This window comes from Mammaliicoccus sp. J-M40 (genome assembly GCF_022386395.1).
GTDB lineage: Bacteria > Bacillota > Bacilli > Staphylococcales > Staphylococcaceae > Mammaliicoccus > Mammaliicoccus lentus.
The window spans coordinates 63,969-90,440 of record NZ_JAJNIQ010000004.1; the positions used below are offsets into that span (position 1 = coordinate 63,969).

Here is a 26,472-nt window from a genome sequence, read left to right on the forward strand (position 1 = left end):
GGGGCGTTACGATGAATCAAGCAATCAAGGATAAATTAGGACGACCAATTAGAGATTTAAGAATATCTGTTACGGATCGTTGTAATTTTCGATGTGATTATTGTATGCCAAAAGAAATATTTGGCGATGACTTTGTATTTTTACCTAAACAAGAACTGCTCAGTTTTGACGAAATCATCCGTTTAGCTCGATTATACAGTAGCCTTGGTGTTGAAAAAGTAAGAATTACGGGAGGAGAACCTCTTTTAAGACGTGATTTGTATAAATTAATCCAAGGTATTAATGAAATTGAAGGTATTAATGATATTGGTTTAACAACGAATGGTTTGTTGCTAAAAAAACACGGCCAAAATCTATACGATGCAGGATTAAGAAGGATTAATGTCAGCATAGATGCATTAGATAATGAACTATTTAAATCGATTAACAACCGTAATATCTCTGCTTCACAAATACTTGAACAAATTGATTACGCTAAGAAAATAGGTTTTAAAGTAAAAGTAAACGTAGTTATACAAAAAGGTATTAACGATCAAGAAATTATACCTTTAGTAGAATACTTTAAAAATAACAATATTGTCGTAAGATTTATAGAATTTATGGATGTAGGAAATGATAATGGTTGGAATTTTGATAAAGTAGTCACGAAAAAAGAAATGCTAGAACAAATCGGTCAACATTTTGAAATCGAACCAGTAGAATCAAGTTATTTTGGCGAGGTCGCGACTTATTACCGACATAAAGATAATGGTGCTCAATTTGGATTAATTACAAGTGTATCTGCATCATTTTGTTCTTCATGTACAAGAGCAAGAATCTCCTCAGATGGAAAATTTTATGGTTGTCTTTTTGCTGAGAAAAATGGTTATGATATAAAAACTGAATTGCGAGATGGAAAGACAGATAATGAAATATTATCAACACTCAAATATTTATGGAATATTCGAGATGATAAATATTCAGATGAAAGAACGGAAGCAACAGTGGCGAGACGTAAGAAAAACAAAATCAACATGAATTATATTGGTGGTTAAACGTAAAAAAACAGCAACCTGTTAATTTTAAAATAACGGGTTGCTGTTTCATTTGTATAAAGAAACCTTTATTTTTCAAAATATACACGAATAATCATATCTAGTGCATCATGACTCAATTGTAAAGTGTCTTTACCTGCTTGATTCATCATATATGCTGTATTTTCATCGTTAAAGTTAATGGATTTTGAAAAATAAGGTGCAAATACATCTATAAAACTATTAAGCACTCTTTCTTCATCTGTAATGGTATTAATTTCAGATATAGGTGCGACTTCTAATTGATGAAAATCTAAATGTTTTTTTATTGTTTCAAAAATAAAATCATTTGAAGGCGGATAATTATTTGTTGCATGATAAATTTTTTGATTTTCTGCATAATCACAAGCCACCGTCAAAACATCTACAACATAATCAACGGGTACAAAATTAGAAGTATGTGTGCTATCTCCAAATAATCTGTATACAGTTTCAATGTTTTTATTAGTGATTCTTCGTTTAAAAACTTTTAAAGCTTTCATAAATCCATATAATGTAAATTTAGAATCTGCTTCTCCAGTTACTGAATCTCCTATAATGATAGCTGGTCTTATGATAGATGTTGCCATATCTTTTTCCTGAGCGACTAAATGTTCAGCTTGTACTTTAGAAGCTTCATATGGGTTGTTTGTTGGCGCATCTATCGGGTGAAGTTCTTCATAGGCTAATTCTTTTTCACCTATTGTGTAAGCAGTGGATACGTAAAGGAAATGTTTACTATTCAGCTTTTTCGCTAATTCTATTGCATGCTGAGTACCCGTATAATTAATTTGGAACAATTCATCAGCTAATTCAAAATTAAACTTCACTAAAGCAGCTAAATGATAAAATTTATCTATTTGTGGTATATCTTTAATTTGATTTTCACTAACGTTACAATTTTCATTCGTAATATCACCATAAATAAAATGCATTCTTTCATGATATGATTCTTCCACTTTATTTAATAGCATTAATTTCTTTTGTTCAGATCTGTATAAAATGTAAAAATTCTTGTGCGCATCTTTAGCAAGTGATTTTATTAATTCAGCACCTACAAAGCCTGTTGCACCGGTTAAAAATATATTCATTATTTCACTCCGTTACTTTGTTTCTGACTATATTTTGAATGATGGTTTCGTGAAAGTAAAGCGTTTATATATCGTAATAAAATATAATATTGATATTTGAAATTTAAAAAGCATATAATAGAAAGTATTATACATAAAGGAGCATGTCTTATGATCGAACAAAAGAAGGCTAAACCTTCGTTATTTTTAATTATTATATTAGGCTTATTAACTGCTTTTGGTCCATTCTCTATTGATATGTATTTACCTGCATTACCTGAGATAAGTAATGATTTTAATACAAGCACATCGAATACACAGCTTACTTTAACATTATTTATGATAGGTTTAGCAATAGGACAAGTATTTGTAGGACCACTGTCAGATTTTATTGGTCGTAAGAAACCTTTAATGGTTGCGTTGGTTGTCTACACTATCGCTTCGATATTATGTGTGTTTGCTCCAAATATATATGTCGTGATGGCTTTAAGATTTGTTCAAGGTTTTACCGGCGGAGCAGGTGCAGTTATTTCCCGGGCAATGTCGAGTGATTTATATTCCGGAAAGGCTTTAACTAAATTTTTAGCTGTATTAATGCTCGTTAACGGTGTCGCGCCTATATTAGCACCTGTGCTAGGGGGGATAATACTTGAATTCTCTACTTGGAAAACTGTCTTTTTAGTACTGACAGCTTTTGGAGCGATAATGTTCTGCTTATCATTTTATAAATTAACAGAATCATTACCTGAAAATAATCGTTCTTCGGGTAGAATAAGCGAAATTTTAGGAGACTTTAAAGAATTATTAAAAAATCCAAAATTCTTATTACCATTATTTATACAAGGTAGTACTTTTGCATTACTGTTTAGTTATATTTCAGCATCACCATTTATCGTACAATCAGTATATGGCGTTTCCTCTTTTGCTTTTAGTTGGATGTTTGCTTTTAATGGACTTGGTTTAATATTTTCAGGACAGTTGGTTAATAAATTGGTTGATCGTTTTGATGAACATACATTGATGAAAGTATTCGCTTTTGTACAAATTATAGGCGTTATTATAGTATCTCTAACGTTGTTAAATAGTTGGTCAATTTGGATACTTATGATTGGTTTCTTTATTTTAGTAAGTCCTGTTTCTGCAATTGGTACTACAGGATTTTCAATAGCTATGGCAAACAATAAACGTGGTGCTGGAAGTGCTTCTAGTTTATTAGGATTATCACAATTTGCATTTGGAGGACTTGTAACACCACTTGTCGGGATAAAAGGAGAACACGATGTTATACCATATGTATTAACAATTGTCATAGTTTCACTCATTTTAATCATTTTATTCATGATTAATAGAAAAGTGTTTAAAGTTAATTAAACTTAATAGATATAATTAAATTCTCCCAGTCCAGTGGATTGGGAGAATTATGCTGAGCAGAGGTTAGCACCAAAGCTCAAGATGTTTGAATTTAATTAGAATATACATTAAGGTATACATTCTGAATAATTATTGATAAATGACCTAAAGCAACAAGTGCACTTAAAATTGCTAAAGTTAGTGTGGATTTATTAGCATTTTCAAGGATGAATACTATGCTCAATAAAAAGCTGAATGCAACAAGTATAACACGGTAACTTAAAAAATTGATTTCAATATCAACGTTTAAACTTGTAACAATCATGATAGTATTGAGTATAATGAACAACACAAGTAATAATTGTCTCATTTATTTCAATCCTAACTTTATGGTTTTGTTTATTAAGTATAACAAATGTTAGGCTAATACGTGAAATTAATGAACGTTTCATTGTATAATTAAGAAACGAATTGATAAAAAGGAGATTTATAAATGGCGATTAAAAAAATGAATATCACTCATGAGCAACATGATGAATTTGTAAAGCAACATCCAAATGGTGATATGTTGCAACTTACAAAGTGGGCAGAATCCAAAAAGCTTACAGGTTGGTATTCTCGTCGTATTGCTGTAGGTGACGGTGAAACACTTACTGGTGTAGCGCAAATGTTATTTAAAAAAGTACCAAAATTACCTTACACATTGTGTTACATATCAAGAGGTTTTGTAGTAGATTACAAAGATGAAAAATCTGTAAAAATGCTTTTGGAACTCTCGAAAGAATTAGCTAGAAATGAAAAAAGTTATGCGATTAAAATTGACCCTGATATTGAAGTAGAAGAGTCAGAAGGTGTATTAGAATTTTTAACTTCTTTAGGATTCAAACATAAAGGTTTTGAAGATGGTTTAAGTAAATCATATATTCAACCACGAATGACGATGATTACTAAAGTAGATCAATCTGAAGAAGATTTAATGCAAAGCTTTGATAAGCGTAATCGTTCACGTGTGAGAAACTCGTTAAAACGAGGAACTGATTTAATTATAGGAAATAGAGACGATTTAAAAATCTTTGCGCAAATCATGGAAGAAACTGGCGAACGTGATAATTTCTTAACTAGAGATTTGTCATACTTTGAAAACATCTATGACCATTTACATCCAGATGGAGATTGTGAGTTATTCTTAGTCAAAGTTGTTCCAGATAAAGTTCTTAAAGATTTATTTAAAGAACGTGACGCTTTATTAGAAGAAAAAGAAAAACTAGAAAATAAACGTCAAAATAAGAAAGTTGTAAACCAACTAAAAGATGCAGAAGAAAAGCTAGGAAATTATGAAAAACGCATTCAAGAAATGGAAGAACTTAAAGAGAAAAAACCAGATGGCGTTTATTTATCAGGTGGTATTCTTATATTTAGTGGTAAAAAATCATATTATTTATATGGTGCTTCTTCAAACGAGTATCGTGAATTTTTACCGAACCATCGTATGATTATCGAAATGATGCGTTTTGCTAAAGAAAAAGGTGCAACTAAGTTTGACTTTGGTGGCACTGACAATAACCCAGACCAAGATCATGAACATTATGGTTTATGGGCATTTAAACGTGTTTGGGGAACATACTTAAGCGAAAAAATTGGTGAATTTGATTATGTATTAAATAAACCAATTTATACAGCAATAGAAAAGGTTAAACCGGCTGTTACAACTTATAAGAGAAAAATAGAGAAAAAAATAAAGAGAAATTAAGATTAATAAAGCACTAAAAATTAAAAATTTTTAGTGCTTTATTCTCTGTTAGTTGTATGAATAGTGACCGTTATATTATAGAATGAGTTAAGAAAAGATAAATAGGGGGAAAACGAGTGGTTCAAAAAATGATAAAGTTCTCACTCAATAATAAATTTGCCATTTTGTTAATGACAATTATTATATTATTGGGTGGCATATATTCAGCTTTTAAAATGAAACTTGAGTTATTACCGGATGTAACAACACCCGTTATTACAGTCACAACGCCATATCCTGGTGCTACACCCGAAAGTGTACTTGATAATGTAACAGAACCTGTAGAAAAACAAGTACAAAACTTAGAAGGTGTAGAAAATGTAACGAGTCAATCGTTAGAAAATGCATCTGCCATCACATTAGAATATACATACCAAACAGACATGGATGAAGCAGAAACAGAATTAAGAAAGAAATTAGAGGAACTTGATTTACCTGAAGGCGTTCAAGACCCAGACATGAGTAGAATGTCTATGTACTCATTCCCTGTAGTCAGTTATTCAATTTCTGATAAAAATGATAATTTAGAAAAAGTTACAAAACAAATGGAATCAGATTTAATTCCTAAGCTTGAAAAAGTTGATGGAGTTGAAAGTGTGTCTTTATCAGGACAAACATTGGAAGAAGTTAACTTAGAATTTAATCAAAATGAACTTACTAAACGAGGTTTGTCAGAAGATGAAGTTCTTCAATATATCGATGGTGCTACAAAAGAATCGCCATTAGGGTTATATACTTTCGGAGATGACTTGAAATCTATAGTAGTCGATGGTCGTTTCACATCAATTAAAGCATTAAAAGATTTAGAAATTCCAATGACTGGTGGCGCTTCGAGTGGTGGAGACCAGCAAGCTAGTCAAGGAGGCGCTAGTCAAGCAGAACAGGCAAGTCAAGCACAGCAAGCAGGGCAAGGCGATGAAGAAAGTTCTGAAGCATCGCAAAGTATTCCAACAGTAAAACTGTCAGACATTGCTGATGTTAAAAAAGAAAAGAAACGAGATTCAATTTCAAAAACTAACGGCAAAAATGCCCTTGCGTTACAAGTTACAAAAGCTACGGATGCCAATTTAGTGGATGTAGTAGATAATGTAGATAAAGAAGTTGAAGATTATAAGAAAGATCATAAAAATATTGAATCAGTACAATTAATGGAAACAGCTTCAACTATTAAAGACTCTGTATCTACAATGGTTGAAAAAGCGTTGATAGGTTCAATTGTAGCCGTAATCATCATACTCTTCTTCTTAAGAGATTTGAAATCAACAATTATAGCAATGGTATCAATACCAATGTCATTACTAATGGCTTTAATAGGGTTAAAGGCGTTAGATGTTTCACTTAATATTTTAACATTAGGTGCCTTAACAGTAGCGATAGGTCGTGTAATTGACGATTCGATTGTCGTTATAGAGAATATTTATCGACGGATGACGGATAGCGCTGAAAAGTTAACTGGTGGAAAATTAATCACGAGTGCAACTAAAGAAATGTTTATTCCGATTATGTCATCTACTATCGTTACAATTGTCGTATTCTTACCATTAGCATTTGTAACTGGTCAAATCGGTGAGATGTTTAGACCATTTGCTTTAGCAGTAGCATTTAGTTTACTTGCTTCATTACTAATCGCGTTAACGATAGTACCAGTGTTATCACACATATTCTTTAAAAATGGTATTAAAAAACGCAAAAAAGAAAAAGGCAATTGGTTAGCTGGTAAATATAAAAATGTATTAAAATGGAACTTAAATCATAAGTGGCTTGTTATATTACTAAGTCTTATATTTGTCGTAGCGAGTATCGTTTTAGTATTTACTCCGTATATTGGGAAATCATTTATAGATACTGGTGAAGACAAGATGTTAGCACTAACTTATAAACCTTCACCTGGTGAAAAAGAAGAACAAGTTGTTAAAAATGGTGAGCAGGCAGAAAAGTATTTATCAAAAGATAAAAATGTAGACTTTGTTCAATATAGCGTCGGTGGAGAAAATCCATTCAATCCGTCAGCTCAAAATGATATGGCTTTAATGGTGAAATATGATAAAGATACTCCAAATTGGGACAATGTTGGTAAAAAAGTAATGGATCACATTGGAACATTTGATCATAAAGGAGAATGGAAACAACAAGACTTTTCTACAGGCGGTACAGCAAACGAAGTATCTGTTAAAGTTTCTGGACCATCAACTGAAGCAATAGAAGATACAGTTAAAAGTGTAGAAAAAGAAATTGCCAAAGTAAGTGGAGTTGAAAACGTAAGTTCAAACCTTTCTGAATCATATGAACAGTATGATATTGAAGTAGACCAAAATAAAGCAACGAAACTCGGCTTATCAGCTGGTCAAATTGCAATGACACTTAATCAAACAACACAAGATAAAGTCGTTACAAAATTAAATGACGATGGTAAATCTATAGATGTGAAATTGACTAAGGATGAAAAAACAGACTGGTCAGAAGACAAATTAAAAAATACAAAATTAACGACACCATTAGGTAAAGACGTTAAATTGAGTGAGATAGCATCACTTAAGAAAACAACTTCACCTGATACAATTACGAGAGAAAATGATAAAATATCCGTTTCAGTAGATGCAAAAATTACTGCAGACGATGTTGCCAAAGTAACATCTGATGTTAATCAAAAAGTATCTAAATTGGATAAACCTAATGATGTAGATGTAAACGTAGGTGGTACCAATGATGATATTAATGAAGCAATAGAACAATTAGTGTTGGCAATGGCAGCTGCGATATTAATCGTTTACTTAGTTATTGTCTTAACATTTAAAGGTGGATTAGCACCATTTGCGATACTATTCTCATTACCAGTATCTATTATTGGTGTAGTAGCTGGATTGTTAATTACGCAAGAAACAATTTCAGTTCCAAGTATGATTGGTATGTTAATGCTTATTGGTATCGTTGTAACCAATGCGATTGTATTAATAGATAGAGTTATTAATATGGAACAAAGCGGTATGTCAACACGAGAAGCTTTAATTGAAGCAGCAGGAACACGTTTACGTCCGATATTAATGACAGCCATTGCTACAATTGGTGCTTTAGTACCGTTGTTATTCGGTGGTGGAAGTTCAGTACTGATATCTAAAGCATTAGCTATAACTGTTATAGGTGGACTTGTTTCATCTACGATATTAACATTATTAGTTGTACCAATTTCATATGAAATCATTATGAAATTTAAAAAGAAAATATTTAAAAACCCAAGTGAAAGGGTAGAATAAATATTTTATATAGTCATTAGAAATTAATCAGAGGTAATTCTTATTATTAAGAGTTTTCCTCTGATTTTTTAATTTTTAAATAAAATGATATAATTCTTAGTAAATTAATCAGCTAAAGCTTGTGTGATATATATACTCTGATAGAATATATTCATATAGTATTTATTCGAATTTATTTGATAAGGAGTCGTTATAATGGGAACATCTCGATTATTGTCTCAAATACCTGATAGTTATTTTGGTAAGACGATGGGGCGCAAAGTTGAACACGGACCGTTACCACTTGTTAACATGGCAGTAGGTATTCCAGATGGGGAAACGCCTAAAGTGATCGTTGACGAATTTATTAATGCGATTCAAAAACCGGAAAATCAAAAATATGGAGCTTTTCACGGGAAATCGACATTTAAACAAGCAATAGTAGATTTTTATAAGAGGCATTACGATGTTGAATTAGATCCAGAAGATGAAGTGTGTATATTATACGGTACTAAAAATGGTTTAGTCTCATTACCAACTTGCGTAGTAGAACCTGATGAAAATGTCCTATTACCCGATCCAGGATATACAGACTATTTAGCTGGTGTTTTATTAGCGAGAGCCAATCCTTATCCGCTTGAGTTAAAGCCTGAACATCATTACTTACCTAAATGGGATGAAGTAAATCAAGACATTTTAAAAAATACAACATTAATTTATTTAACTTATCCAAACAATCCCACTGGTTCAGTAGCAACGACTTCATTCTTTGATGAAACAATTCAAAGATTTAAAGATACGTCCACTCAAATTGTGCATGATTTTGCTTACAGTGCTTTTGGATTTGATGAAAAGAATCCGAGCATTTTGCAATCTAAAGATGCTAAAGAAACTGCAATTGAAATATATTCACTATCTAAAGGTTATAATATGTCTGGTTATAGAGTAGGTTTTGCAGTGGGTAATAAAGAGATGATAGCAGCGCTAAAAAAATATCAAACTCACACACATGCTGGTATGTTTGGTGCATTACAAGATGTAAGCACATTGGCATTAAATGAATGTGATGACTTTTTAAATGAACAAAACGAAATATTTAAAGAAAGAAGAACAAAGTTTGAAGCTGCTTTAAATGAAGTGAATATACCATTTGAGCCGATGAAAGGTGGTATATTTTTATGGTTAAAAGTTCCACCGAAGTTTGATGGTGAATCTTTTGTAGAATATTTACTTAAAGAACAATCGATTTTAGTAGCACCTGGCATTCCATTTGGAGAAAATGGTAAATATCATGTAAGAATATCATTAGCCTTGGATGATGAACAATTATATGAAGGTGCGAAAAGATTACAAAGCTTAGCGGATTTATATTAATAAAAAAGAGTCCAGAACAATTATTTATGGCCCGGACTCTTTCGACATTAATTAAAAAATAATAAATATTAAAATAACATAAATAATGAGAATGAAAATTGTCATTAAATTAAGTAATTGAATACCTTTTTTATCTTTCACACGATATTTAAATGCTGTAATTTCTATATTTAAAACTAAGCATAGCAATACAGCTAGTAACCACCAGTATTGAAGTGGAAAAGTAAATATCATACTTCCTAAAAAGACTAATAACATAAGTCCCATGATAAAACGTAAAGCTTGAGTTAACATCGTATGAAGTTGATAAATACTTAAATAGCTTATGATAAGATAAATAAGTGTGAATAATAAAAGAATTAAAATTAACATGGTTGCTTCCTTTCGTTAATCTTGATTTAATTGAGCACGTACTTTACTAATTTCATCCTCAATTTGTTCGAGTTGCTTTTCTAACATTTGAGTTGCTTGACCTGTAGATTCTCGCTTTTCTAAATCATTTTGAATACGAATATAATCATATTTAAGTTCAGACAATTGTTGGTTTAAATCCATAATTGAAACACTCCTTTATATTATTGAATGAATTAAAGTTGGTGACAAAGATGAAAAAATTAAAAACGAATGCTATGCGTATACTTGATCAACACAATATATTTTATCATATCCACGAATTTAAAATAGGGAAAGAACATATTGAAGGGGATCAAGTTGCAAAACTTATACAAAAACCAGTAGAGCAAGTGTATAAAACATTAGTTCTAATGAATGATAAAAATGAGCATTATATTTTTGTAATACCAGTAGTTGAACATTTAGATATTAAGAAAGCAAGTAAGTCTGTTGGACAGAAAAAGCTTGAATTACTACCACTTGATCAACTTACAAAAGTAACAGGGTATGTAAGAGGTGGTTGTTCTCCAATTGGTATGAAAAAATCTTTCAAAACAATTATTGATGACAGTGCTCAGTCTTTATCAAGTTTTATTATAAGTGCTGGTAAGAGAGGGTATCAAGTTGAAATAGACCCAAATGACTTAGCAAGTATAATTGATATTGAGTTTCATGATATATTAAAACATAACTAAATTAATTTTAGTATAATTAAAAAGAATTTCAAACAAAAAGTGTGCATAAAAATTAAACAATGTTAACATATAAAAATGTGAGTTTTACGAGAGAAGTGATAAAATGACTGAAAATTTCATAATGATAATCTTATTGATTACATTAGGGTACATACTTAAAAAGTTGAAATTCTTTAAAGCTTCAGATGGTAATGTATTAGCTACACTAGTACTAAACGTAACTTTACCATCATTAGTTATCGTCAATTTGAACGGTTCAGACTTGGACTTATCTTTAGGTTGGCTACCTATATTAATGATTTTATACGGTGTTTTAGCTAAATTACTTATTATATGGTTATTCAAGAAAAAATATAATAATCAAATAAGAGGTACAGTAGGGATGATGGCCGCTTCTGTAAATATCGGCTTATTTGCTTATCCGTTGGTGGCACAAATATGGCCTAAAACAGGGTTATTATATTTTGGTATGCTAGATATCGGTACGGCGATTATTATGTTTGGAGTAACTTATTTTGTAGGCAGTTACTTTAATGATGGTGGAGACCAATTTGATTTCAAACAAATGGGCGTAAAATTATTAAAAACTGTGCCTCTAATGACTTATATTATTATGTTCATTTTAAACATATTAAACATACAAATACCAGGAAAAGCGATAAACTTCTTTGAAATTATATCCAACGCTAATATGCCATTGTCTATGATATTATTAGGCTTATTCCTTAACTTCAAAATTGAAAAGGCATATTTACCAATCGTTGTTAAATATTTATTATTCCATTATGGATTCGGTCTATTAATGGGACTACTTGTCCATTTCTTCTTACCAGTTTCTGATCCAATGATTAAAACAACATTATTAATTGGCTGGTTGTTGCCGATAGGTGTATCAGTGCTTTCATACGCTATTACTTTCAAATATAAAACGTTGCCTATTGTCGGTATGGCCACTAATCTAAGTATTATTATTTCAATTGTGATTTTATATATGTATCAGTTATTATTTGTATAGAAAAACCGTATGAGACATAAATAATTCAAGGAAAAAATGCTCCTAATTCGTTAATTAAAAATCTAACGAGTTAGGAGCATTTATATATTAACCTTTACCACCCATAAATGCTGGGTAGTTAGTCATTCCGCCATCTACATAAATAGTTGTACCGTGTACATAGCTTGCTTGTTCAGATGCTAAGAATGCATTAATGTTGGCTACTTGATATGCTTCACCAATTTCATTTAATGGTATCATTTCTAATGTTTCATCTCTTGTAGTAGGATCCGAGAATTTTTCACGTGTATGTTCTGTAACAATAGCACCTGGTGAAACGTTATTAATTCTAATACCGTATTTACCGTATTCCATTGACATTGTTTCCATCATTAATTTTAAACCGCCTTTACTTGCAGCGTAGTTAACGTAGTTTGGCCATGGAATTTTATCATGAACACTTGCTGTGTTAATAATTTGTCCTTTAATATCATGTTCTAAATAATATTTGACCGCTTCTCTACTACCTAAGAAAGCACCAGTTAAGTTGATATCTATTACTTTAGACCATTCTTCTGTACTCATTTCGTGTGTTGGTATAGGCTTTTCAAAACCAGCATTATTAATCATAACATCTATTCGGCCAAATTCTTCGTGAGCTTTTTGTATTAAGTTTTTAATATCTTCTTCTTTAGATACATCACCTTGAACAGCAATTGCTTTGCTGCCTGAATCTTGAATAGTTTTTACAACTTCTTCCGCTTCTTCTGAACTGTTAAGATAGTTAATAATGACATTAGCGCCTTCTTTTCCAAAACGTTCTGAAGTTGCTTTACCTATACCGCTATTACCTCCTGTAATGATAACGACTTTATCTTTTAAATCATTATACATATTAAACACTCCTTCTCTTTAATTTAATTATCCTTTAGCAAAACCTATAATAAATGCTGCGATAATTATGAGAACTATACCAATCCAAATGAAAGTCATTTGGCGTTTTGTTTTTTGTTCGCCTAATAAGAATATACCCCCTAAAGTGGAGACGATAACTAACATTTGTGAGAATGAGAAACTTGTTCCAACCCCAACTTTTGGTTGAGAGATAAATAGGAACATGTTACCTAATGCCCATACTATACCTGGTAATAAATTAAAAGTTGTATATTTAACGGATGGCTTATGTTTAAATGATAAAATCACACCACCGATAACCATACCTATAGATTGAGGGAATAAAGCGTCCCATCCTTCTACGCCAAATACTTGGCCGATTACAACGTAAACTACATAACCAACAGTTGAAATAAGTAAAATCGGTATTGCTTGGCCGAATTTTTTAGAATTACCACTGCTAGTTGAACCTTTCTTCTGCACAGAAGTAAAAATAACACCGATGATTAAAAGAACTAATCCTGTTAATCCGAGTGCAACTTGTGTGCCAGTATCCCATTCACCTAAGAATGCGGCACTAAATAATGTTGTACCCAATAGTTGTAAACCTGTAGATATTGGCATTGTTAAAGAAACACCAATTAAATCAACACTCCGTAATTGGAATCCTTGTCCTAAAGCCCAGAAGGCACCGGAAATCATCCCTATAATAATAGTACGGAATGTAAATTCTACATCTCCAAAAATGAAGAGTAATATACCTATAATAAATGCACCGATAGTCGTACCTAAAATTTGATTATAAGGTCCACCACCGACTTTCACATTAATTAATACAACGCTCCCCCAGAACAATGCTGGTAACAGAGCTATAAGATAATCCATATGGACAACTCGCTTTCTATAATTGAATTCATCTTCCATTTTACCCATTATTAAATATGCAAAACAATTAATAAACTTAATAAATCGCTTACAATGTTAAATTACAATAAAAAGTCTGGAACATAGATTATGTTCCAGACTTTTTTTATATTGGCAGTACCTGACTAGGATTGAAAATACGCTTATATCAAGCTTTTTTCAATCCTAGTCATCCCGCTTCCTAAGAGAGGCGAACGTACTTGAAATGATGCACTTCGTTTGTAATTTTAAATCCAACTTTCTCATATAGAAGCTGTATTTGTTCGTGGTTTTTACTGTCAACATGAATGCGTACTGTTTCAACTTCATTATGATTGAAAGCTTGAGTTGTAGCATAATGAATCATTTGAAAAGCGATGCCTTGTTTTCTGTAATCTCTATGTGAAGCAAGATAAGGAATAGTTGCCAAGTGTTTTGGTATATCTATTGAAAGATAAATGTATCCTTTTACGAGACCTTCCGCCATAAATAAATACAAAGCGTGGTCATCATCTAAAGAATCTATTATATCTTCAGAAGTAACTTCACTATCTATGAAACTTTTAGAATGAAGTTTATCGAACGAATAAAAATATGGTTTACTGTAATGAATCATTTGATGTTGTTCCTCTATTTCGTGAGGGGGCTGGTGTATTTCAAGTGTATATTGTGTTTCAACATAGCCTGCTCGCAATGCTTTCAACTTACTATTGTTGAGTATGTGGTTTTTATGTAAAGATATGTGACAATATTTAACTTCTGGATGATTATTTAAAAGCATATCCCAAGCTTCTTTTAATGATTGTAAAGTTTTTTCAGAAGTGTCATTTACAATAGGGCCCCATACATTTACAGTTTCTTTATCTACTTTTTCGAAACCTAGAATCCCGGTTATTTCTTCATTATTGTAAAGATAGAAAAAAGATTGTTCATCAAATTTGTTATTTAAAGATGACTTAATACTATCAATACATTCTGGAATATATTGTACATGATTTTCATCTTGAATGTTTTTCTCTTGTATATACTGGGCGACAGGATCGATTTGCTTAAGTGGAAGTATTTGCATGAAAGTCACTCCTTTAATGGACATCGATTATTTATAATCTATTATACGATTAATTGTCTTGTTATAAAAGTTTTTGATAACTTTAGATGGATAATCATCCGTGTTATACTAATAAGAATGAAAAAAGAATGGGTGAAATAATTATGAAAGCATTAATTCTTGCTGAAAAACCATCTGTTGGTCGTGACATTGCTAAAGCAATGGGCGTGAATGATCAAAAGAAAGGTTATTTCGAGAACAAACAATATATTGTGACATGGGCGTTAGGTCATTTAGTTACGAATGCAACACCAGAGGAATATGATAAGAAATTTAAAGAATGGAAATTAAGTGAACTTCCTATTATCCCTGATTATATGAAACATGTTGTTATTAAAAAGACGCGCAGTCAGTTTAATACTGTACAACATTTAATGAAACGTGATGACGTTCAATCAATAATCATTGCAACTGACGCGGGGCGAGAAGGTGAGTTAGTAGCAAGATTGATTATCGAAAAAGCTAAAATAAAGAAACCAATAAAAAGATTATGGATTAGCTCAGTTACTGAAAAGGCAATTAGAGAAGGATTCAAGAATTTAAAACCTGGTAAAGCATATGACAATTTATATAAAGCAGCATTATGTAGAAGTGAAGCGGACTGGATTGTTGGAATAAACGCAACACGAGCACTAACTACTAAATACGATGCACAATTATCTTGTGGTAGAGTGCAAACACCAACATTGAATCTTGTTAAGATGAGACAAGACGAAATACAGTCATTTAAACCTGAAAGATATTATCAGATGAACGTTGAAGTGGACGGTTATAAATTCAAATGGTTTACACAAAATAGTGACCGAATTTTTGATAAAGAAAAAATCGAAAGCTTGAAAAATAAATTACAAAATAAAAAAGGCGAAATTAAAAAAGTTAATAAAAAGAAGAAAACTAAATACCCTCAAAAATTATACGATTTAACTAGCCTTCAACAAACAGCTTACCAACGCTATAAGATGAGCGCTAAGGAAACGTTAAATACTATGCAAACTTTATACGAACAGCATAAAGTTTTAACTTATCCAAGAACAGACTCAAACTATTTAACAAGTGATATGGTTTCATCATTAAAAGATAGGGTGTCTACTTTAACTGCTACACCATTAAAATCATATGCTGTACCGTTAATTAAAAAAGAAATACGCGCAGGGAAACATTTTGTTGATAATACAAAAGTATCGGATCATCACGCAATTGTTCCAACAGAAGTTAGAGCAAATATGGATCAATTATCACCGAGAGAACAAAAAATATATATGCTAGTAGCTGAGCGATTTTTAGAAGTATTACTTCCGCCATATCAATATGAAGAAACAACTGTTGATTTAACTGTAGAAGGTGAGACTTTTAAATTGGTTCAAGAAGTAGCAATTGATTTAGGTTTTAAAGCAATTCATCAAGAAGAAGCGGTTGTTAAAGCATTACCATTTAAGGAACACGAACAAGTGGTCATCCAAAAAGTAAATGTCATTGGAAAAGACACAGAGCCACCGGCTTACTTTAATGAAGGAACATTATTAAAAGCTATGGAATCACCACAATTATTCTTTAACTTGAATGATAAGAAAATGTCTAAAACATTAAATGAAACTGGTGGAATAGGTACTGTAGCTACACGAGCAGATATTATCGAAAAGTTATATAGTTCTAATGTTATAGAAGCTGTGCAAGGTAAAATTAAAATAACACCTAAAGGCAAACAATTATTAAACTTAGCACCTGAGCAACTAACATCTCCGGCATTAACTGCTGAATGGGAAATGAAACTTACACAAATTGAAAAAGGTCAGTATCAGAAAGAAGCTTTTATGAAAGAGATGAGAAGTTTTACGAAAGAGATTATTTCTGATATAAAAAATAGCGATGACAAATTTAAGCATGATAATTTAACGGCTACAGAATGTCCTACGTGCGGGAAATTCATGTTAAAAGTTAAAACGAAAAATGGCCAAATGTTAATTTGCCAGGACCCTACTTGTAAAACGAAGAAAAATCAACAAAGAGTTACAAATGCTAGATGTCCAAACTGTAAGAAGAAACTTACGTTATATGGTACAGGGAAAACGGCAGTGTATCGTTGTGTATGTGGACATACTGAATCGCAAGAACACATGGATAAAAGACTTAAAAATAAAAAGACAGGTAAAATCAGTAAAAAAGAAATGAACAAATATATGAAAAATGAAGAAGTTGAAAATAATCCATTTAAAGATGCCTTAAAAGATTTAAAATTATAAAATTAAACATCAACAATGTTACGTACGAAATGTCATTGTTGATGTTTTTTATTTATATATAATGAAGGAATTACGATTCAAATTGCTTTGTAGTTACAAATACGAACATAATGTGAATGTTTTTAATCAATGTTCGTAAAAGTATTGATTTTTAAACATTACAGTAATACAATGTACAGTGTTGAAATTAATAAAGGAGTCTTGAAATGAAACGATACTTTAAATTTGATGAGCTAGGCACAAGTTATAAGCGAGAAATACTAGGTGGGCTAACAACATTTCTATCAATGGCATACATATTAGCAGTTAACCCTTCAATGTTAAGTTTAGCTAGTGTTGAAAATATACCTGATTCTATGAGAATGGATCAAGGTGCAGTATTCGTAGCGACAGCATTAGCAGCGTTAGTTGGTTGTTTATTCATGGGAATTATAGCTAAATACCCAATTGGTTTAGCACCAGGTATGGGATTAAATGCATTTTTTGCGTTTACAGTAGTATTAACTATGGGTATTCCATGGCAAACAGGATTAACGGGCGTACTATTTTCAGGTGTGATATTTGCTTTTCTAACAATGAGTGGGTTAAGGGAAGTTATCATTAATGCTATACCGTTTGAACTTAAGATGGCAGTTTCAGCAGGTATAGGTTTATTTATAACATTTGTAGGTTTACAAGGAGCAGGTATTGTTCAAAAAGAAGATTCTACTTTAGTAACTTTAGGTACAATGCACAATCCAGAAGTATTATTAGCAGTATTCGGGATTATCATCACTATTATATTGATGGCGAAAAAAATTCCAGGATCTATTTTTATTGGTATGGTATTAACGGCAGTTGGTGGATTAGTAACAGGCTTAATCGACATGCCAAGTAGCGTGGTAGGTAAAGTACCAAGTGTTGCACCAACATTCGGTGCAGCATTTGAAGCTTTTGGAGATTTATCCACTATATTTAATGTGCAATTCTTAATCGTTGTATTAACTTTCTTATTTATTGATTTCTTTGATACAGCAGGTACATTAGTTGCAGTAGCAAACCAAGCAGGTTTAATGAAAGATAATAAGTTACCTAGAGCTGGAAAAGCACTATTCTCAGATTCATTAGCTACTATAGTAGGGGCTATTTTCGGTACATCTACAACTACAAGCTATATCGAATCAAGCGCAGGTGTTGCTGTAGGTGCAAGAACAGGTTTTGCAAGCGTAGTAACCGGTCTTTGTTTCTTAGCCGCGTTATTATTCTCTCCATTAATGTCAGTTGTTACAAGTGCTGTAACAGCACCGGCATTAGTTATTGTTGGTGTGTTAATGGTAAGCAACCTAGGTAAAATTGATTGGCAGAAATTCGAAATAGCAGTACCGGCATTTTTAACTATGATTATGATGCCATTAACTTATTCAATTGCGACAGGTATAGCATGCGGATTTATTTTCTATCCTATTACTATGATCGTTGCAAAGAGACACAAAGAAATACATCCTATAATGTATGGTTTATTCTTTGTATTCGTAGCATATTTCATGTTTGTTCATTCATAAAAAAAAGTCACGTGCATAAGCGCGTGACTTTTTTAATCTTTATAAGTAGTTTTGAACGATTTAGATGGAATGTACACAGGGGCTATTATAATTGTAAATAAGAAAATAACCATTAATACGACCATTAATATGTGTAATAACCATCCAACAACGGGAATGATAGAAATAAAACTCGCAATTAATCCTATTAAAGGTATGACAAAAATAGCTTTGACAGAATTTTGATTATCTATTAACAATATCAATGTAGATATGAAATATAAAGAACCATTAAATACAAGGGCATTATAACCAGTTGAAAGAACAATGCTCCCACCTATAAAAGGAATAGCTAATAAAAGTTCAGAAATTACTAATATAATAGAAAGAACAAGTAATACTGACTTGATTCCTCTTTTCATGTTTTCACCACCTGTTAAAATACTTTTTACATTATAACATTTAGATTACAAATTATCTATTTTAAATTATCTATTGAAAAGGTAAAAGAATTCCGTTATAATACATGGGTATGTGCTAGATAAAACTTAGAGAAATATATGATTATCTATTGATTAATGGATGCAAATCATGTATCATATCTAATGTTGGACTTTAAGAAGCGATGAAGCGAGAGGTTACTGACACACCCGGCCGCTTTGCCATGGCGGTGTGTAAGAGAGTTTTCGTGGAGAAGTCTATCACTATAAAGTAGACGAACAAGGAGGGAAAATTATGGCAAAACAAAAAATTCGTATCCGTTTAAAAGCGTATGATCACCGCATGATCGATCAATCAGCAGAGAAAATTGTTGAAACTGCTAAACGTTCAGGAGCTCAAGTGTCTGGTCCGATTCCGTTACCAACTGAAAAATCAGTTTATACAGTAATCCGTGCCGTTCACAAATACAAAGATTCACGTGAGCAATTCGAACAACGTACGCATAAACGTTTAATCGACATTCTTAACCCTACACCTAAAACAGTTGATGCTCTTATGGGCTTAAACTTACCATCTGGTGTAGACATCGAAATCAAATTATAATTCATTCAAAATAACAGGAGGTGCGACTTTCGATGACCAAAGGAATCTTAGGAAGAAAAATTGGAATGACTCAAGTATTCGCAGAAAATGGTGAATTAATACCAGTAACTGTAGTAGAAGCTAGTCAAAACGTTGTATTACAAAAGAAAACTGAAGAAGTAGATGGCTATAACGCTCTACAAATCGGTTTTGAAGACAAACAAGCATATAAAAAAGATCGTAAATCTAATAAATATGCTACTAAAGCTGCTGAAGGACATGCTAAAAAAGCTGGTTCAGCACCTAAGCGCTTCACTCGTGAATTCAGAAACATAGATGTTTCAGCATACGAGGTAGGTCAAGAAGTCACTGTAGATACATTCCAAGCAGGAGACATTATTGATGCAACAGGCGTTTCTAAAGGTAAAGGTTTCCAAGGCTCAATTAAACGCCATAACTTCGCACGTGGACCAATGAGTCACGGTTCTCATTTCCACAGAAGCCCTGGTTCAATGGGTATGGCTTCAGATGCTTCTAAAGTATTCAAAGGTAAAGGATTACCTGGCCGTATGGGAGCAAACACAGTAACTATGCAAAACTTAGAAATCGTTAAAGTAGATGCAGAGAACAATGTAGTTCTTGTAAAAGGAAATGTTCCAGGTCCTAAAAAAGGCTTAGTAAAACTTACAACTTCAATCAAAAAAGGTAATAAATAATTATTTAGGTGAAAGGAGGAAACAACATTATGGCTAATTTTGATGTATTAAAAGTAGATGGTTCTAAATCAGGATCTATCGAATTAAATGATAGTGTATTTGGTATCGAACCAAACCAACACGTATTATTTGAAGCAGTTAACTTACAACGCGCTTCATTACGCCAAGGTACTCATGCAGTTAAAAATCGTTCAGCAGTTCGTGGTGGTGGACGTAAACCTTGGAAACAAAAAGGTACAGGACGTGCTCGTCAAGGTACAATTCGTGCGCCACAATGGCGTGGTGGTGGTATCGTATTCGGACCAACACCAAGAAGCTATTCTTACAAAATGCCTAAGAAAATGCGTCGTTTAGCATTACGTTCTGCATTATCTGCAAAAGCAAATGATAACGAATTAGCAGTATTAGAAGCATTCAATTTTGATGCTCCTAAAACTAAAGAATTAAAAAATGTAATGAGCAATTTAGAACTTTCTAAAAAAGTATTATTCATCGTTGATGCTTTAGATAACAATGTTGAATTATCAGCTCGTAACATTCCAAGTGTAAAAGTTATTGACGCTCAAAGTTTAAACGTCTTAGATATTTTAGACGCTAACAAAGTCGTAATAACAAAAGCAGCTGTGGATAAAGTAGAGGAGGTGCTCGGATAATGGAAGCAAGAGATGTTATTAAGCGCCCCGTAATCACAGAGAAATCTTCATCAGATATGGGATTAGACAAATACACATTTGATGTAGATACTCGTGCAAATAAGACACAAGTTAAAATCGCAATCGAAGAAATTTTCGACGTTAAAGTAGACTCAGTTAACATCATGAACATTAAAGCGAAAGCTAAACGTGTTGGTCGTTACAATGGTTTCACTAACAAACGTCGTAAAGCAATCGTAACTCTAAAAGACGGTTCATCAATCGACTTTTTCAACTAATAAACAATTACCATTAAGGAGGTAAAACGACAATGGCTCTTAAAAAGTATAAGCCAATTACAAATGGTCGTCGTAATATGACTTCTTCAGATTTCGCTGAAATCACATCAACGACTCCTGAAAAATCATTATTACAACCGCTTCCGAGAAAAGCGGGACGTAACAACCAAGGTAAATTGACAGTTCGTCACAGAGGTGGCGGTCATAAACGTCAATACCGTGTAATTGATTTCAAACGTAACAAAGATGGAATTCCAGCTAAAGTAACAACAGTTGAATATGATCCAAACCGTTCTGCTAATATTGCATTAGTAGTATACGCAGATGGTGAGAAAAGATATATCCTTGCTCCTAAAGGTTTAAAAGTAGGACAAGAAATTTTCAATGGTCCAGAAGCAGATATCAAATTAGGTAACGCATTAGCATTACAAGATATCCCAGTTGGTACTACAATTCACAATATCGAATTAAAACCAGGTAAAGGTGGACAATTAGTTCGTTCTGCTGGTACAAGTGCTCAAGTACTTGGTAAAGAAGGTAAATACGTACTAGTTCGTCTTAAATCAGGTGAGGTTCGTATGATTTTATCTACTTGCCGTGCTACAATCGGACAAGTTGGTAACATTGCTCACGAATTAATCACAGTTGGTAAAGCCGGCCGTACTAGATGGATGGGTAAACGTCCTACAGTTCGTGGTTCTGTAATGAACCCTAACGATCACCCACACGGTGGTGGTGAAGGTCGTACACCAATCGGTCTTGATTCACCAATGTCTCCATGGGGCAAACCAACACTTGGTAAGAAAACTCGTAAGAAAAGCCAACGTTCATCTAAATTTATCGTTCGTGGTCGTAAGAAAAAATAATAATACCTTATTTACGTGTGCGGCTTAAATGCCGCGCGCAATAATAAGAAGGGAGGCGCCATAATGGCTCGTAGTCTTAAAAAAGGACCTTTCGTTGATGATCATTTAATGAAAAAAGTTGAAGCTCAAAACGAAGGTGAAAAAAAATCAGTTATTAAAACATGGTCTCGTCGTTCAACAGTATTCCCTAATTTTATAGGACATACAATTGCAGTATATGATGGTCGTAAACACGTACCAGTTTTCATTACTGAAGACATGGTTGGTCATAAATTAGGAGAGTTTGCTCCTACACGTACTTATAAAGGGCACGCTGCAGACGACAGAAAGACTAAACGCTAATTTCTAAAAAGAGGAGGAAGTCACAATGGAAGCAAAAGCGGTTGCTAGAACAATAAGAATCGCACCTCGTAAAGTGAGATTAGTTTTAGATCTTATTAGAGGTAAAGAAGTGGCAGAAGCAATTGCCATCTTAAAATTAACGAATAAAGCAACATCACCTGTTGTTGAAAAATTATTAATGTCAGCATTAGCAAATGCAGAACATAACTATGATTTAAATCCTGATACTTTAGTAGTAAGAGAAGCTTACGCTAATGAAGGACCTACATTAAAACGTTTCCGTCCACGTGCACAAGGTCGTGCAAGTGCGATTAACAAACGTACTAGCCACATTACAATCGTAGTTGGCGAAAAAGAAGTTAAAGAAGCTAAAGAAGTTAAAGAAGCATAATTAACCAAATCATTAAGGAGGGAATATAGTGGGTCAAAAAATTAATCCAATCGGACTTCGTGTCGGTGTAATTCGTGACTGGGAAGCAAAGTGGTATGCAGATAAAGACTTCGCAACACTTTTACATGAAGACTTAAAAGTTCGTAAATATATCGCAGAAGCATTAAAAGAAGCTTCAGTTTCAAGTGTTGAAATTGAACGTGCAGCAAACCGCATCAATATTGCAATCCACACTGGTAAGCCAGGAATGGTTATTGGTAAAGGCGGTTCAGAAATAGAAAAATTACGTAATAAATTAAACGCATTGACTAACAAAAAAGTACACATCAACGTTATCGAAATCAAAAAAGTTGATTTAGATGCTACATTAGTTGCGGGTAACATTGCTCGTCAATTAGAAAATCGTGTATCTTTCCGTCGTGCTCAAAAACAAGCAATCCAACGTGCAATGAAATTGGGTGCTAAAGGTATCAAAACACAAGTATCTGGTCGTCTAGGTGGCGCGGATATCGCTCGTGTAGAACAATATTCAGAAGGAACTGTTCCACTTCATACACTACGTGCAGACATTGATTTCGCACATGAAGAAGCCGACACTACGTACGGTAAACTAGGTGTTAAAGTATGGATCTACCGTGGAGAAGTTCTTCCTACAAAGAAGTCTAGTGAAGGAGGAAAATAATAATGTTATTACCAAAACGTGTTAAATTCCGTCGTCAACATCGTCCTAAAACAACTGGTCGTTCAAAAGGCGGAAATGAAGTAACATTTGGTGAGTATGGCTTACAAGCTCAATCAGCAGCTTGGATTACATCTCGTCAAATTGAATCAGCTCGTATCGCAATGACACGTTATATGAAACGTGGCGGAAAAGTATGGATCAAAATATTCCCACATACACCTTACACTAAAAAACCTTTAGAAGTACGTATGGGTTCTGGTAAAGGTGCAGTTGAAGGTTGGGTAGCAGTAGTTAAACCAGGACGTATCTTGTTCGAAGTTGCAGGTGTTCAAGAAGAAGTAGCACGTGAAGCATTACGTCTTGCTGCACACAAACTTCCAGTTAAATCTAAGTTTGTAAAACGTGAAGAATTGGGTGGTGACACAAATGAAAGCTAAGGATATCAGAAATTTAACCACTACTGAAATTGAAAAAGAAATTAAAGAAGCTAAAGAACAATTATTCAACTTACGCTTTCAGTTAGCAACTGGTCAACTTGAAGAGACTGCTAACATTCGAAAAGTTAAAAAAACGATTGCACGTTTGAAAACAATCGTTCGTGAAAGAGAAATCGAAGAAGAGAAAGCAGCAGATAATAAATAATCAAGTAAAGGAGGTTCATTACTGTGAGCGAAAGAAATGACCGCAAAGTTTACGTTGGTAAAGTAGTTTCAGATAAAATGGATAAAACTATTACAGTAGTTGTAGAAACTTACAAAACTCATAAATTATATGGTAAACGAATCAAATATTCAAAAAAATATAAAACTCATGATGAAAATAATTCAGCAAAAATGGGCGATATCGTTAAGATTGCAGAAACACGTCCTTTATCATCAACTAAGCATTTCCGTCTAGTTGAAATCGTTGAAGAATCAGTAATTATTTAATAGAAGTATAAAGATAAGGGAGGTCAAACAAAGATGATCCAACAAGAAACACGTTTAAAAGTGGCAGACAACTCTGGTGCTCGTGAAGTATTAACAATCAAAGTTTTAGGCGGAACTGGTCGTAAAACAGCAAACATTGGTGACGTTATCGTTGTTACTGTTAAAAATGCTACACCAGGCGGCGTTGTTAAAAAAGGTGAAGTCGTTAAAGCTGTTGTTGTTCGTACTAAAACAGGTGTACGCCGTGAAGATGGTTCATACATCAAATTTGACGAAAATGCATGTGTAATCATTCGTGATGACAAAGGTCCACGTGGTACACGTATATTCGGTCCTGTAGCGCGTGAATTACGTGAAGGTAACTTCATGAAGATAGTTTCTCTAGCGCCAGAGGTACTTTAATCTATAATGATAAAAAACAAAATTCCTAAGGAGGTGCCTACACATGCACGTACGTAAAGGTGACAACGTAATCGTTATCTCAGGTAAAGATAAAGGTAAAACTGGTAAAGTTTTAGAAGCATTACCTAAGAAAGAACGCGTAGTTGTAGAAGGTGTGAACGTTATTAAAAAACACCAGAAACCAACTCAGTTCAATCCAGAAGGTGGTATCTTAGAAACAGAAGGTACTATCCATGTATCAAACGTTCAATTACTAGATCCTAAGACAAACGAACCAACTCGTGTTGGATTCAAAGTAGTAGATGGTAAAAAAGTTCGTATCGCTAAAAAATCAGGCGAAGAAATTAAATCATCAAAAGAATAATTATTAAGTGAAAGGAGGATCCACTTTGACACGTTTAAAAGAAAAGTTTAATAATGAAATTTCATCTGAATTAGTTAAGAAATTTAACTACAGCTCAGTAATGGAAGTACCAAAAATCGAAAAAATCGTAGTAAATATGGGTATCGGTGATGCGGTTCAAAACTCTAAAGTTTTAGATTCAGCTGTTGAAGAATTGCAATCAATCACTGGTCAAAAACCAGTAGTAACTAAAGCAAAAAAATCAATTGCGACTTTCCGTCTTCGTGAAGGTATGCCAATCGGTGCAAAAGTAACATTACGTGGAGAAAGAATGTATGAATTCTTTGATAAATTAATCTCAGTTTCATTACCACGTGTACGTGACTTCCGCGGTATCTCTAAAAAAGCATTTGACGGTCGCGGTAACTACACATTAGGTGTTAAAGAACAATTAATTTTCCCTGAAATCGACTATGATAAAGTAAGTAAAGTACGCGGAATGGATATCGTTATCGTAACAACTGCTAACACTGACGAGGAAGCTCGTGAATTGTTAACACAATTCGGTATGCCATTTCAAAAGTAATCTCTAATTATAAAGGAGGCTAATTAAGTGGCTAAAAAATCAATGATCGCTAAACAACAACGTAAACAAAAATTCGGAGTTCGTGAATATACGCGTTGTGAACGTTGTGGACGTCCACATTCAGTATACCGTAAATTCAAACTTTGTCGTATTTGTTTCCGTGAACTAGCGTACAAAGGCCAAATCCCTGGCGTACGTAAAGCTAGTTGGTAAAACTCAAAAGAATGAAAGGAGGATACACAAATGACAATGTCAGATCCAATTGCAGATATGTTAACTCGCGTACGTAACGCAAACATGGTACGTCACGAAAAATTAGAGTTACCTGCATCAAACATTAAAAAAGAAATCGCTGAAATCCTTAAAAACGAAGGATTCGTAAAAAGCGTAGAATATATCGAAGATGATAAGCAAGGTGTTATCCGTATGTTCCTAAAATATGGTCAAAACAACGAGCGTGTTATCACAGGTTTAAAACGTATTTCTAAACCAGGTTTACGTGTTTATGCTAAAGCTGACGAGATTCCAAGAGTTCTTAATGGTTTAGGTATTGCACTTGTCTCTACATCTGAAGGTGTTGTAACTGATAAAGTTGCTAGACAACGTGGAATCGGTGGAGAAGTATTAGCTTATATCTGGTAATTATAAA

General features: G+C 33.1%; 33 protein-coding genes. 25 read left to right on the plus strand and 8 right to left on the minus strand.

Annotated elements, in window-relative coordinates; all coding sequences use genetic code 11:
• Window positions 1-11 precede the first annotated feature (11 nt).
• The gene (gene moaA / locus LQ688_RS06525) at window positions 12-1,034 is read left to right on the plus strand and encodes a GTP 3',8-cyclase MoaA (protein ID WP_103268757.1); all 1,023 of its coding nucleotides are present in this window, start codon (window positions 12-14) and stop codon (window positions 1,032-1,034) included.
• Between the two features lie 68 nt (window positions 1,035-1,102).
• Here moaA and LQ688_RS06530 read toward each other — a convergent pair whose 3' ends face one another.
• Entirely contained in the window at window positions 1,103-2,143 is a 1,041-nt protein-coding gene (locus LQ688_RS06530; protein WP_135031143.1) for an SDR family oxidoreductase, read from the minus strand.
• A 150-nt stretch (window positions 2,144-2,293) separates the two neighbouring features.
• Between LQ688_RS06530 and LQ688_RS06535 the strand changes: the two genes are divergently transcribed.
• The gene (locus LQ688_RS06535) at window positions 2,294-3,493 is read left to right on the plus strand and encodes a putative multidrug effflux MFS transporter TcaB (protein ID WP_016998784.1); all 1,200 of its coding nucleotides are present in this window, start codon (window positions 2,294-2,296) and stop codon (window positions 3,491-3,493) included.
• 91 nt (window positions 3,494-3,584) lie between these two features.
• On the opposite strand, the gene LQ688_RS06540 is transcribed toward LQ688_RS06535, so the two are convergent.
• On the minus strand, window positions 3,585-3,842 hold the full coding sequence (locus LQ688_RS06540) for a hypothetical protein (protein WP_016998785.1): 258 nt from the start codon (window positions 3,840-3,842) through the stop codon (window positions 3,585-3,587).
• A gap of 129 nt (window positions 3,843-3,971) precedes the next feature.
• Between LQ688_RS06540 and LQ688_RS06545 the strand changes: the two genes are divergently transcribed.
• The 3 genes from LQ688_RS06545 (at window position 3,972) to LQ688_RS06555 (ending at window position 9,865) form a co-directional block, all read left to right on the plus strand.
• The gene (locus LQ688_RS06545) at window positions 3,972-5,222 is read left to right on the plus strand and encodes a lipid II:glycine glycyltransferase FemX (RefSeq protein WP_026023597.1); all 1,251 of its coding nucleotides are present in this window, start codon (window positions 3,972-3,974) and stop codon (window positions 5,220-5,222) included.
• A gap of 116 nt (window positions 5,223-5,338) precedes the next feature.
• A complete protein-coding gene (locus LQ688_RS06550) occupies window positions 5,339-8,512 on the plus strand; it encodes an efflux RND transporter permease subunit (RefSeq protein WP_239752693.1) in 3,174 nt (1,057 codons plus the stop codon).
• A 195-nt stretch (window positions 8,513-8,707) separates the two neighbouring features.
• Window positions 8,708-9,865: an aminotransferase class I/II-fold pyridoxal phosphate-dependent enzyme gene (locus LQ688_RS06555; RefSeq protein WP_135031140.1), complete on the plus strand. Its 1,158-nt coding sequence runs from the start codon at window positions 8,708-8,710 to the stop codon at window positions 9,863-9,865.
• 51 nt (window positions 9,866-9,916) lie between these two features.
• Here LQ688_RS06555 and mspA read toward each other — a convergent pair whose 3' ends face one another.
• Together mspA and LQ688_RS06565 are read right to left on the minus strand one after the other, a co-directional pair.
• Window positions 9,917-10,237 carry a membrane stabilizing protein MspA gene (gene mspA / locus LQ688_RS06560; protein WP_016998789.1) on the minus strand — a complete coding sequence of 107 codons (321 nt, stop codon included), beginning with the start codon at window positions 10,235-10,237 and terminating at the stop codon, window positions 9,917-9,919.
• A gap of 15 nt (window positions 10,238-10,252) precedes the next feature.
• The gene (locus LQ688_RS06565) at window positions 10,253-10,420 is read right to left on the minus strand and encodes an SE1832 family protein (protein ID WP_016998790.1); all 168 of its coding nucleotides are present in this window, start codon (window positions 10,418-10,420) and stop codon (window positions 10,253-10,255) included.
• Between the two features lie 50 nt (window positions 10,421-10,470).
• Here LQ688_RS06565 and ybaK point away from each other — a divergent pair, with 50 nt between their 5' ends.
• Window positions 10,471-10,953 (plus strand): Cys-tRNA(Pro) deacylase, encoded by a 483-nt coding sequence (ybaK, locus tag LQ688_RS06570; protein ID WP_016998791.1) that lies wholly within the window; start codon window positions 10,471-10,473, stop codon window positions 10,951-10,953.
• A gap of 103 nt (window positions 10,954-11,056) precedes the next feature.
• Window positions 11,057-11,968, plus strand: coding sequence for an AEC family transporter (locus tag LQ688_RS06575; protein ID WP_016998792.1), 912 nt, complete (start codon window positions 11,057-11,059; stop codon window positions 11,966-11,968).
• An 87-nt stretch (window positions 11,969-12,055) separates the two neighbouring features.
• Here the strand turns inward: LQ688_RS06575 and LQ688_RS06580 are convergent, their stop codons facing one another.
• From LQ688_RS06580 to LQ688_RS06590, 3 genes are all read right to left on the minus strand, one after another.
• Window positions 12,056-12,841, minus strand: coding sequence for a glucose 1-dehydrogenase (locus LQ688_RS06580; RefSeq protein ID WP_239724189.1), 786 nt, complete (start codon window positions 12,839-12,841; stop codon window positions 12,056-12,058).
• Window positions 12,842-12,868: 27 nt separating this feature from the next.
• Window positions 12,869-13,726 carry a GRP family sugar transporter gene (locus tag LQ688_RS06585; protein WP_016998794.1) on the minus strand — a complete coding sequence of 286 codons (858 nt, stop codon included), beginning with the start codon at window positions 13,724-13,726 and terminating at the stop codon, window positions 12,869-12,871.
• A 220-nt stretch (window positions 13,727-13,946) separates the two neighbouring features.
• The gene (locus tag LQ688_RS06590; RefSeq protein ID WP_214269973.1) at window positions 13,947-14,813 is read right to left on the minus strand and encodes a GNAT family N-acetyltransferase; all 867 of its coding nucleotides are present in this window, start codon (window positions 14,811-14,813) and stop codon (window positions 13,947-13,949) included.
• A 143-nt stretch (window positions 14,814-14,956) separates the two neighbouring features.
• Here LQ688_RS06590 and LQ688_RS06595 point away from each other — a divergent pair, with 143 nt between their 5' ends.
• Together LQ688_RS06595 and LQ688_RS06600 are read left to right on the plus strand one after the other, a co-directional pair.
• Window positions 14,957-17,092, plus strand: coding sequence for a DNA topoisomerase III (locus tag LQ688_RS06595; protein ID WP_239724187.1), 2,136 nt, complete (start codon window positions 14,957-14,959; stop codon window positions 17,090-17,092).
• Between the two features lie 206 nt (window positions 17,093-17,298).
• Entirely contained in the window at window positions 17,299-18,633 is a 1,335-nt protein-coding gene (locus LQ688_RS06600) for an NCS2 family permease (RefSeq protein WP_016998797.1), read from the plus strand.
• A 32-nt stretch (window positions 18,634-18,665) separates the two neighbouring features.
• Here the strand turns inward: LQ688_RS06600 and LQ688_RS06605 are convergent, their stop codons facing one another.
• The gene (locus tag LQ688_RS06605; RefSeq protein ID WP_016998798.1) at window positions 18,666-19,034 is read right to left on the minus strand and encodes a hypothetical protein; all 369 of its coding nucleotides are present in this window, start codon (window positions 19,032-19,034) and stop codon (window positions 18,666-18,668) included.
• A gap of 313 nt (window positions 19,035-19,347) precedes the next feature.
• Here LQ688_RS06605 and rpsJ point away from each other — a divergent pair, with 313 nt between their 5' ends.
• The 16 genes from rpsJ (at window position 19,348) to rpsH (ending at window position 26,465) form a co-directional block, all read left to right on the plus strand.
• Window positions 19,348-19,656, plus strand: coding sequence for a 30S ribosomal protein S10 (rpsJ, locus tag LQ688_RS06610; protein WP_016998799.1), 309 nt, complete (start codon window positions 19,348-19,350; stop codon window positions 19,654-19,656).
• 32 nt (window positions 19,657-19,688) lie between these two features.
• Entirely contained in the window at window positions 19,689-20,351 is a 663-nt protein-coding gene (rplC, locus tag LQ688_RS06615; protein WP_016998800.1) for a 50S ribosomal protein L3, read from the plus strand.
• A 29-nt stretch (window positions 20,352-20,380) separates the two neighbouring features.
• Complete coding sequence (gene rplD, locus LQ688_RS06620; RefSeq protein ID WP_064204194.1) at window positions 20,381-21,004, plus strand: 50S ribosomal protein L4; 624 nt, start codon at window positions 20,381-20,383, stop codon at window positions 21,002-21,004.
• The gene (gene rplW / locus LQ688_RS06625) at window positions 21,004-21,282 is read left to right on the plus strand and encodes a 50S ribosomal protein L23 (RefSeq protein ID WP_103268767.1); all 279 of its coding nucleotides are present in this window, start codon (window positions 21,004-21,006) and stop codon (window positions 21,280-21,282) included. Before rplD ends, rplW begins: the two co-directional genes overlap by 1 nt.
• A gap of 32 nt (window positions 21,283-21,314) precedes the next feature.
• Window positions 21,315-22,148, plus strand: coding sequence for a 50S ribosomal protein L2 (gene rplB, locus LQ688_RS06630; protein ID WP_016998803.1), 834 nt, complete (start codon window positions 21,315-21,317; stop codon window positions 22,146-22,148).
• A 63-nt stretch (window positions 22,149-22,211) separates the two neighbouring features.
• Complete coding sequence (rpsS, locus tag LQ688_RS06635) at window positions 22,212-22,490, plus strand: 30S ribosomal protein S19 (protein ID WP_016998804.1); 279 nt, start codon at window positions 22,212-22,214, stop codon at window positions 22,488-22,490.
• A 25-nt stretch (window positions 22,491-22,515) separates the two neighbouring features.
• Entirely contained in the window at window positions 22,516-22,881 is a 366-nt protein-coding gene (rplV, locus tag LQ688_RS06640; protein ID WP_016998805.1) for a 50S ribosomal protein L22, read from the plus strand.
• A gap of 28 nt (window positions 22,882-22,909) precedes the next feature.
• A complete protein-coding gene (gene rpsC, locus LQ688_RS06645) occupies window positions 22,910-23,563 on the plus strand; it encodes a 30S ribosomal protein S3 (RefSeq protein WP_016998806.1) in 654 nt (217 codons plus the stop codon).
• A gap of 2 nt (window positions 23,564-23,565) precedes the next feature.
• Window positions 23,566-24,000 (plus strand): 50S ribosomal protein L16, encoded by a 435-nt coding sequence (rplP, locus tag LQ688_RS06650; RefSeq protein ID WP_070044890.1) that lies wholly within the window; start codon window positions 23,566-23,568, stop codon window positions 23,998-24,000.
• On the plus strand, window positions 23,990-24,205 hold the full coding sequence (rpmC, locus tag LQ688_RS06655) for a 50S ribosomal protein L29 (protein WP_016998808.1): 216 nt from the start codon (window positions 23,990-23,992) through the stop codon (window positions 24,203-24,205). Before rplP ends, rpmC begins: the two co-directional genes overlap by 11 nt.
• Window positions 24,206-24,228: 23 nt before the next feature.
• The gene (gene rpsQ, locus LQ688_RS06660; protein WP_103268771.1) at window positions 24,229-24,492 is read left to right on the plus strand and encodes a 30S ribosomal protein S17; all 264 of its coding nucleotides are present in this window, start codon (window positions 24,229-24,231) and stop codon (window positions 24,490-24,492) included.
• Window positions 24,493-24,525: 33 nt separating this feature from the next.
• On the plus strand, window positions 24,526-24,894 hold the full coding sequence (rplN, locus tag LQ688_RS06665) for a 50S ribosomal protein L14 (protein WP_016998810.1): 369 nt from the start codon (window positions 24,526-24,528) through the stop codon (window positions 24,892-24,894).
• 43 nt (window positions 24,895-24,937) lie between these two features.
• A complete protein-coding gene (rplX, locus tag LQ688_RS06670; RefSeq protein ID WP_064204193.1) occupies window positions 24,938-25,258 on the plus strand; it encodes a 50S ribosomal protein L24 in 321 nt (106 codons plus the stop codon).
• Window positions 25,259-25,283: 25 nt separating this feature from the next.
• Window positions 25,284-25,823, plus strand: a complete 540-nt coding sequence (gene rplE, locus LQ688_RS06675; protein WP_016998811.1) for a 50S ribosomal protein L5 — start codon at window positions 25,284-25,286, stop codon at window positions 25,821-25,823.
• A 27-nt stretch (window positions 25,824-25,850) separates the two neighbouring features.
• Entirely contained in the window at window positions 25,851-26,036 is a 186-nt protein-coding gene (locus LQ688_RS06680; protein ID WP_016998812.1) for a type Z 30S ribosomal protein S14, read from the plus strand.
• Window positions 26,037-26,066: 30 nt separating this feature from the next.
• Entirely contained in the window at window positions 26,067-26,465 is a 399-nt protein-coding gene (gene rpsH / locus LQ688_RS06685; protein WP_016998813.1) for a 30S ribosomal protein S8, read from the plus strand.
• Window positions 26,466-26,472 lie beyond the last annotated feature (7 nt).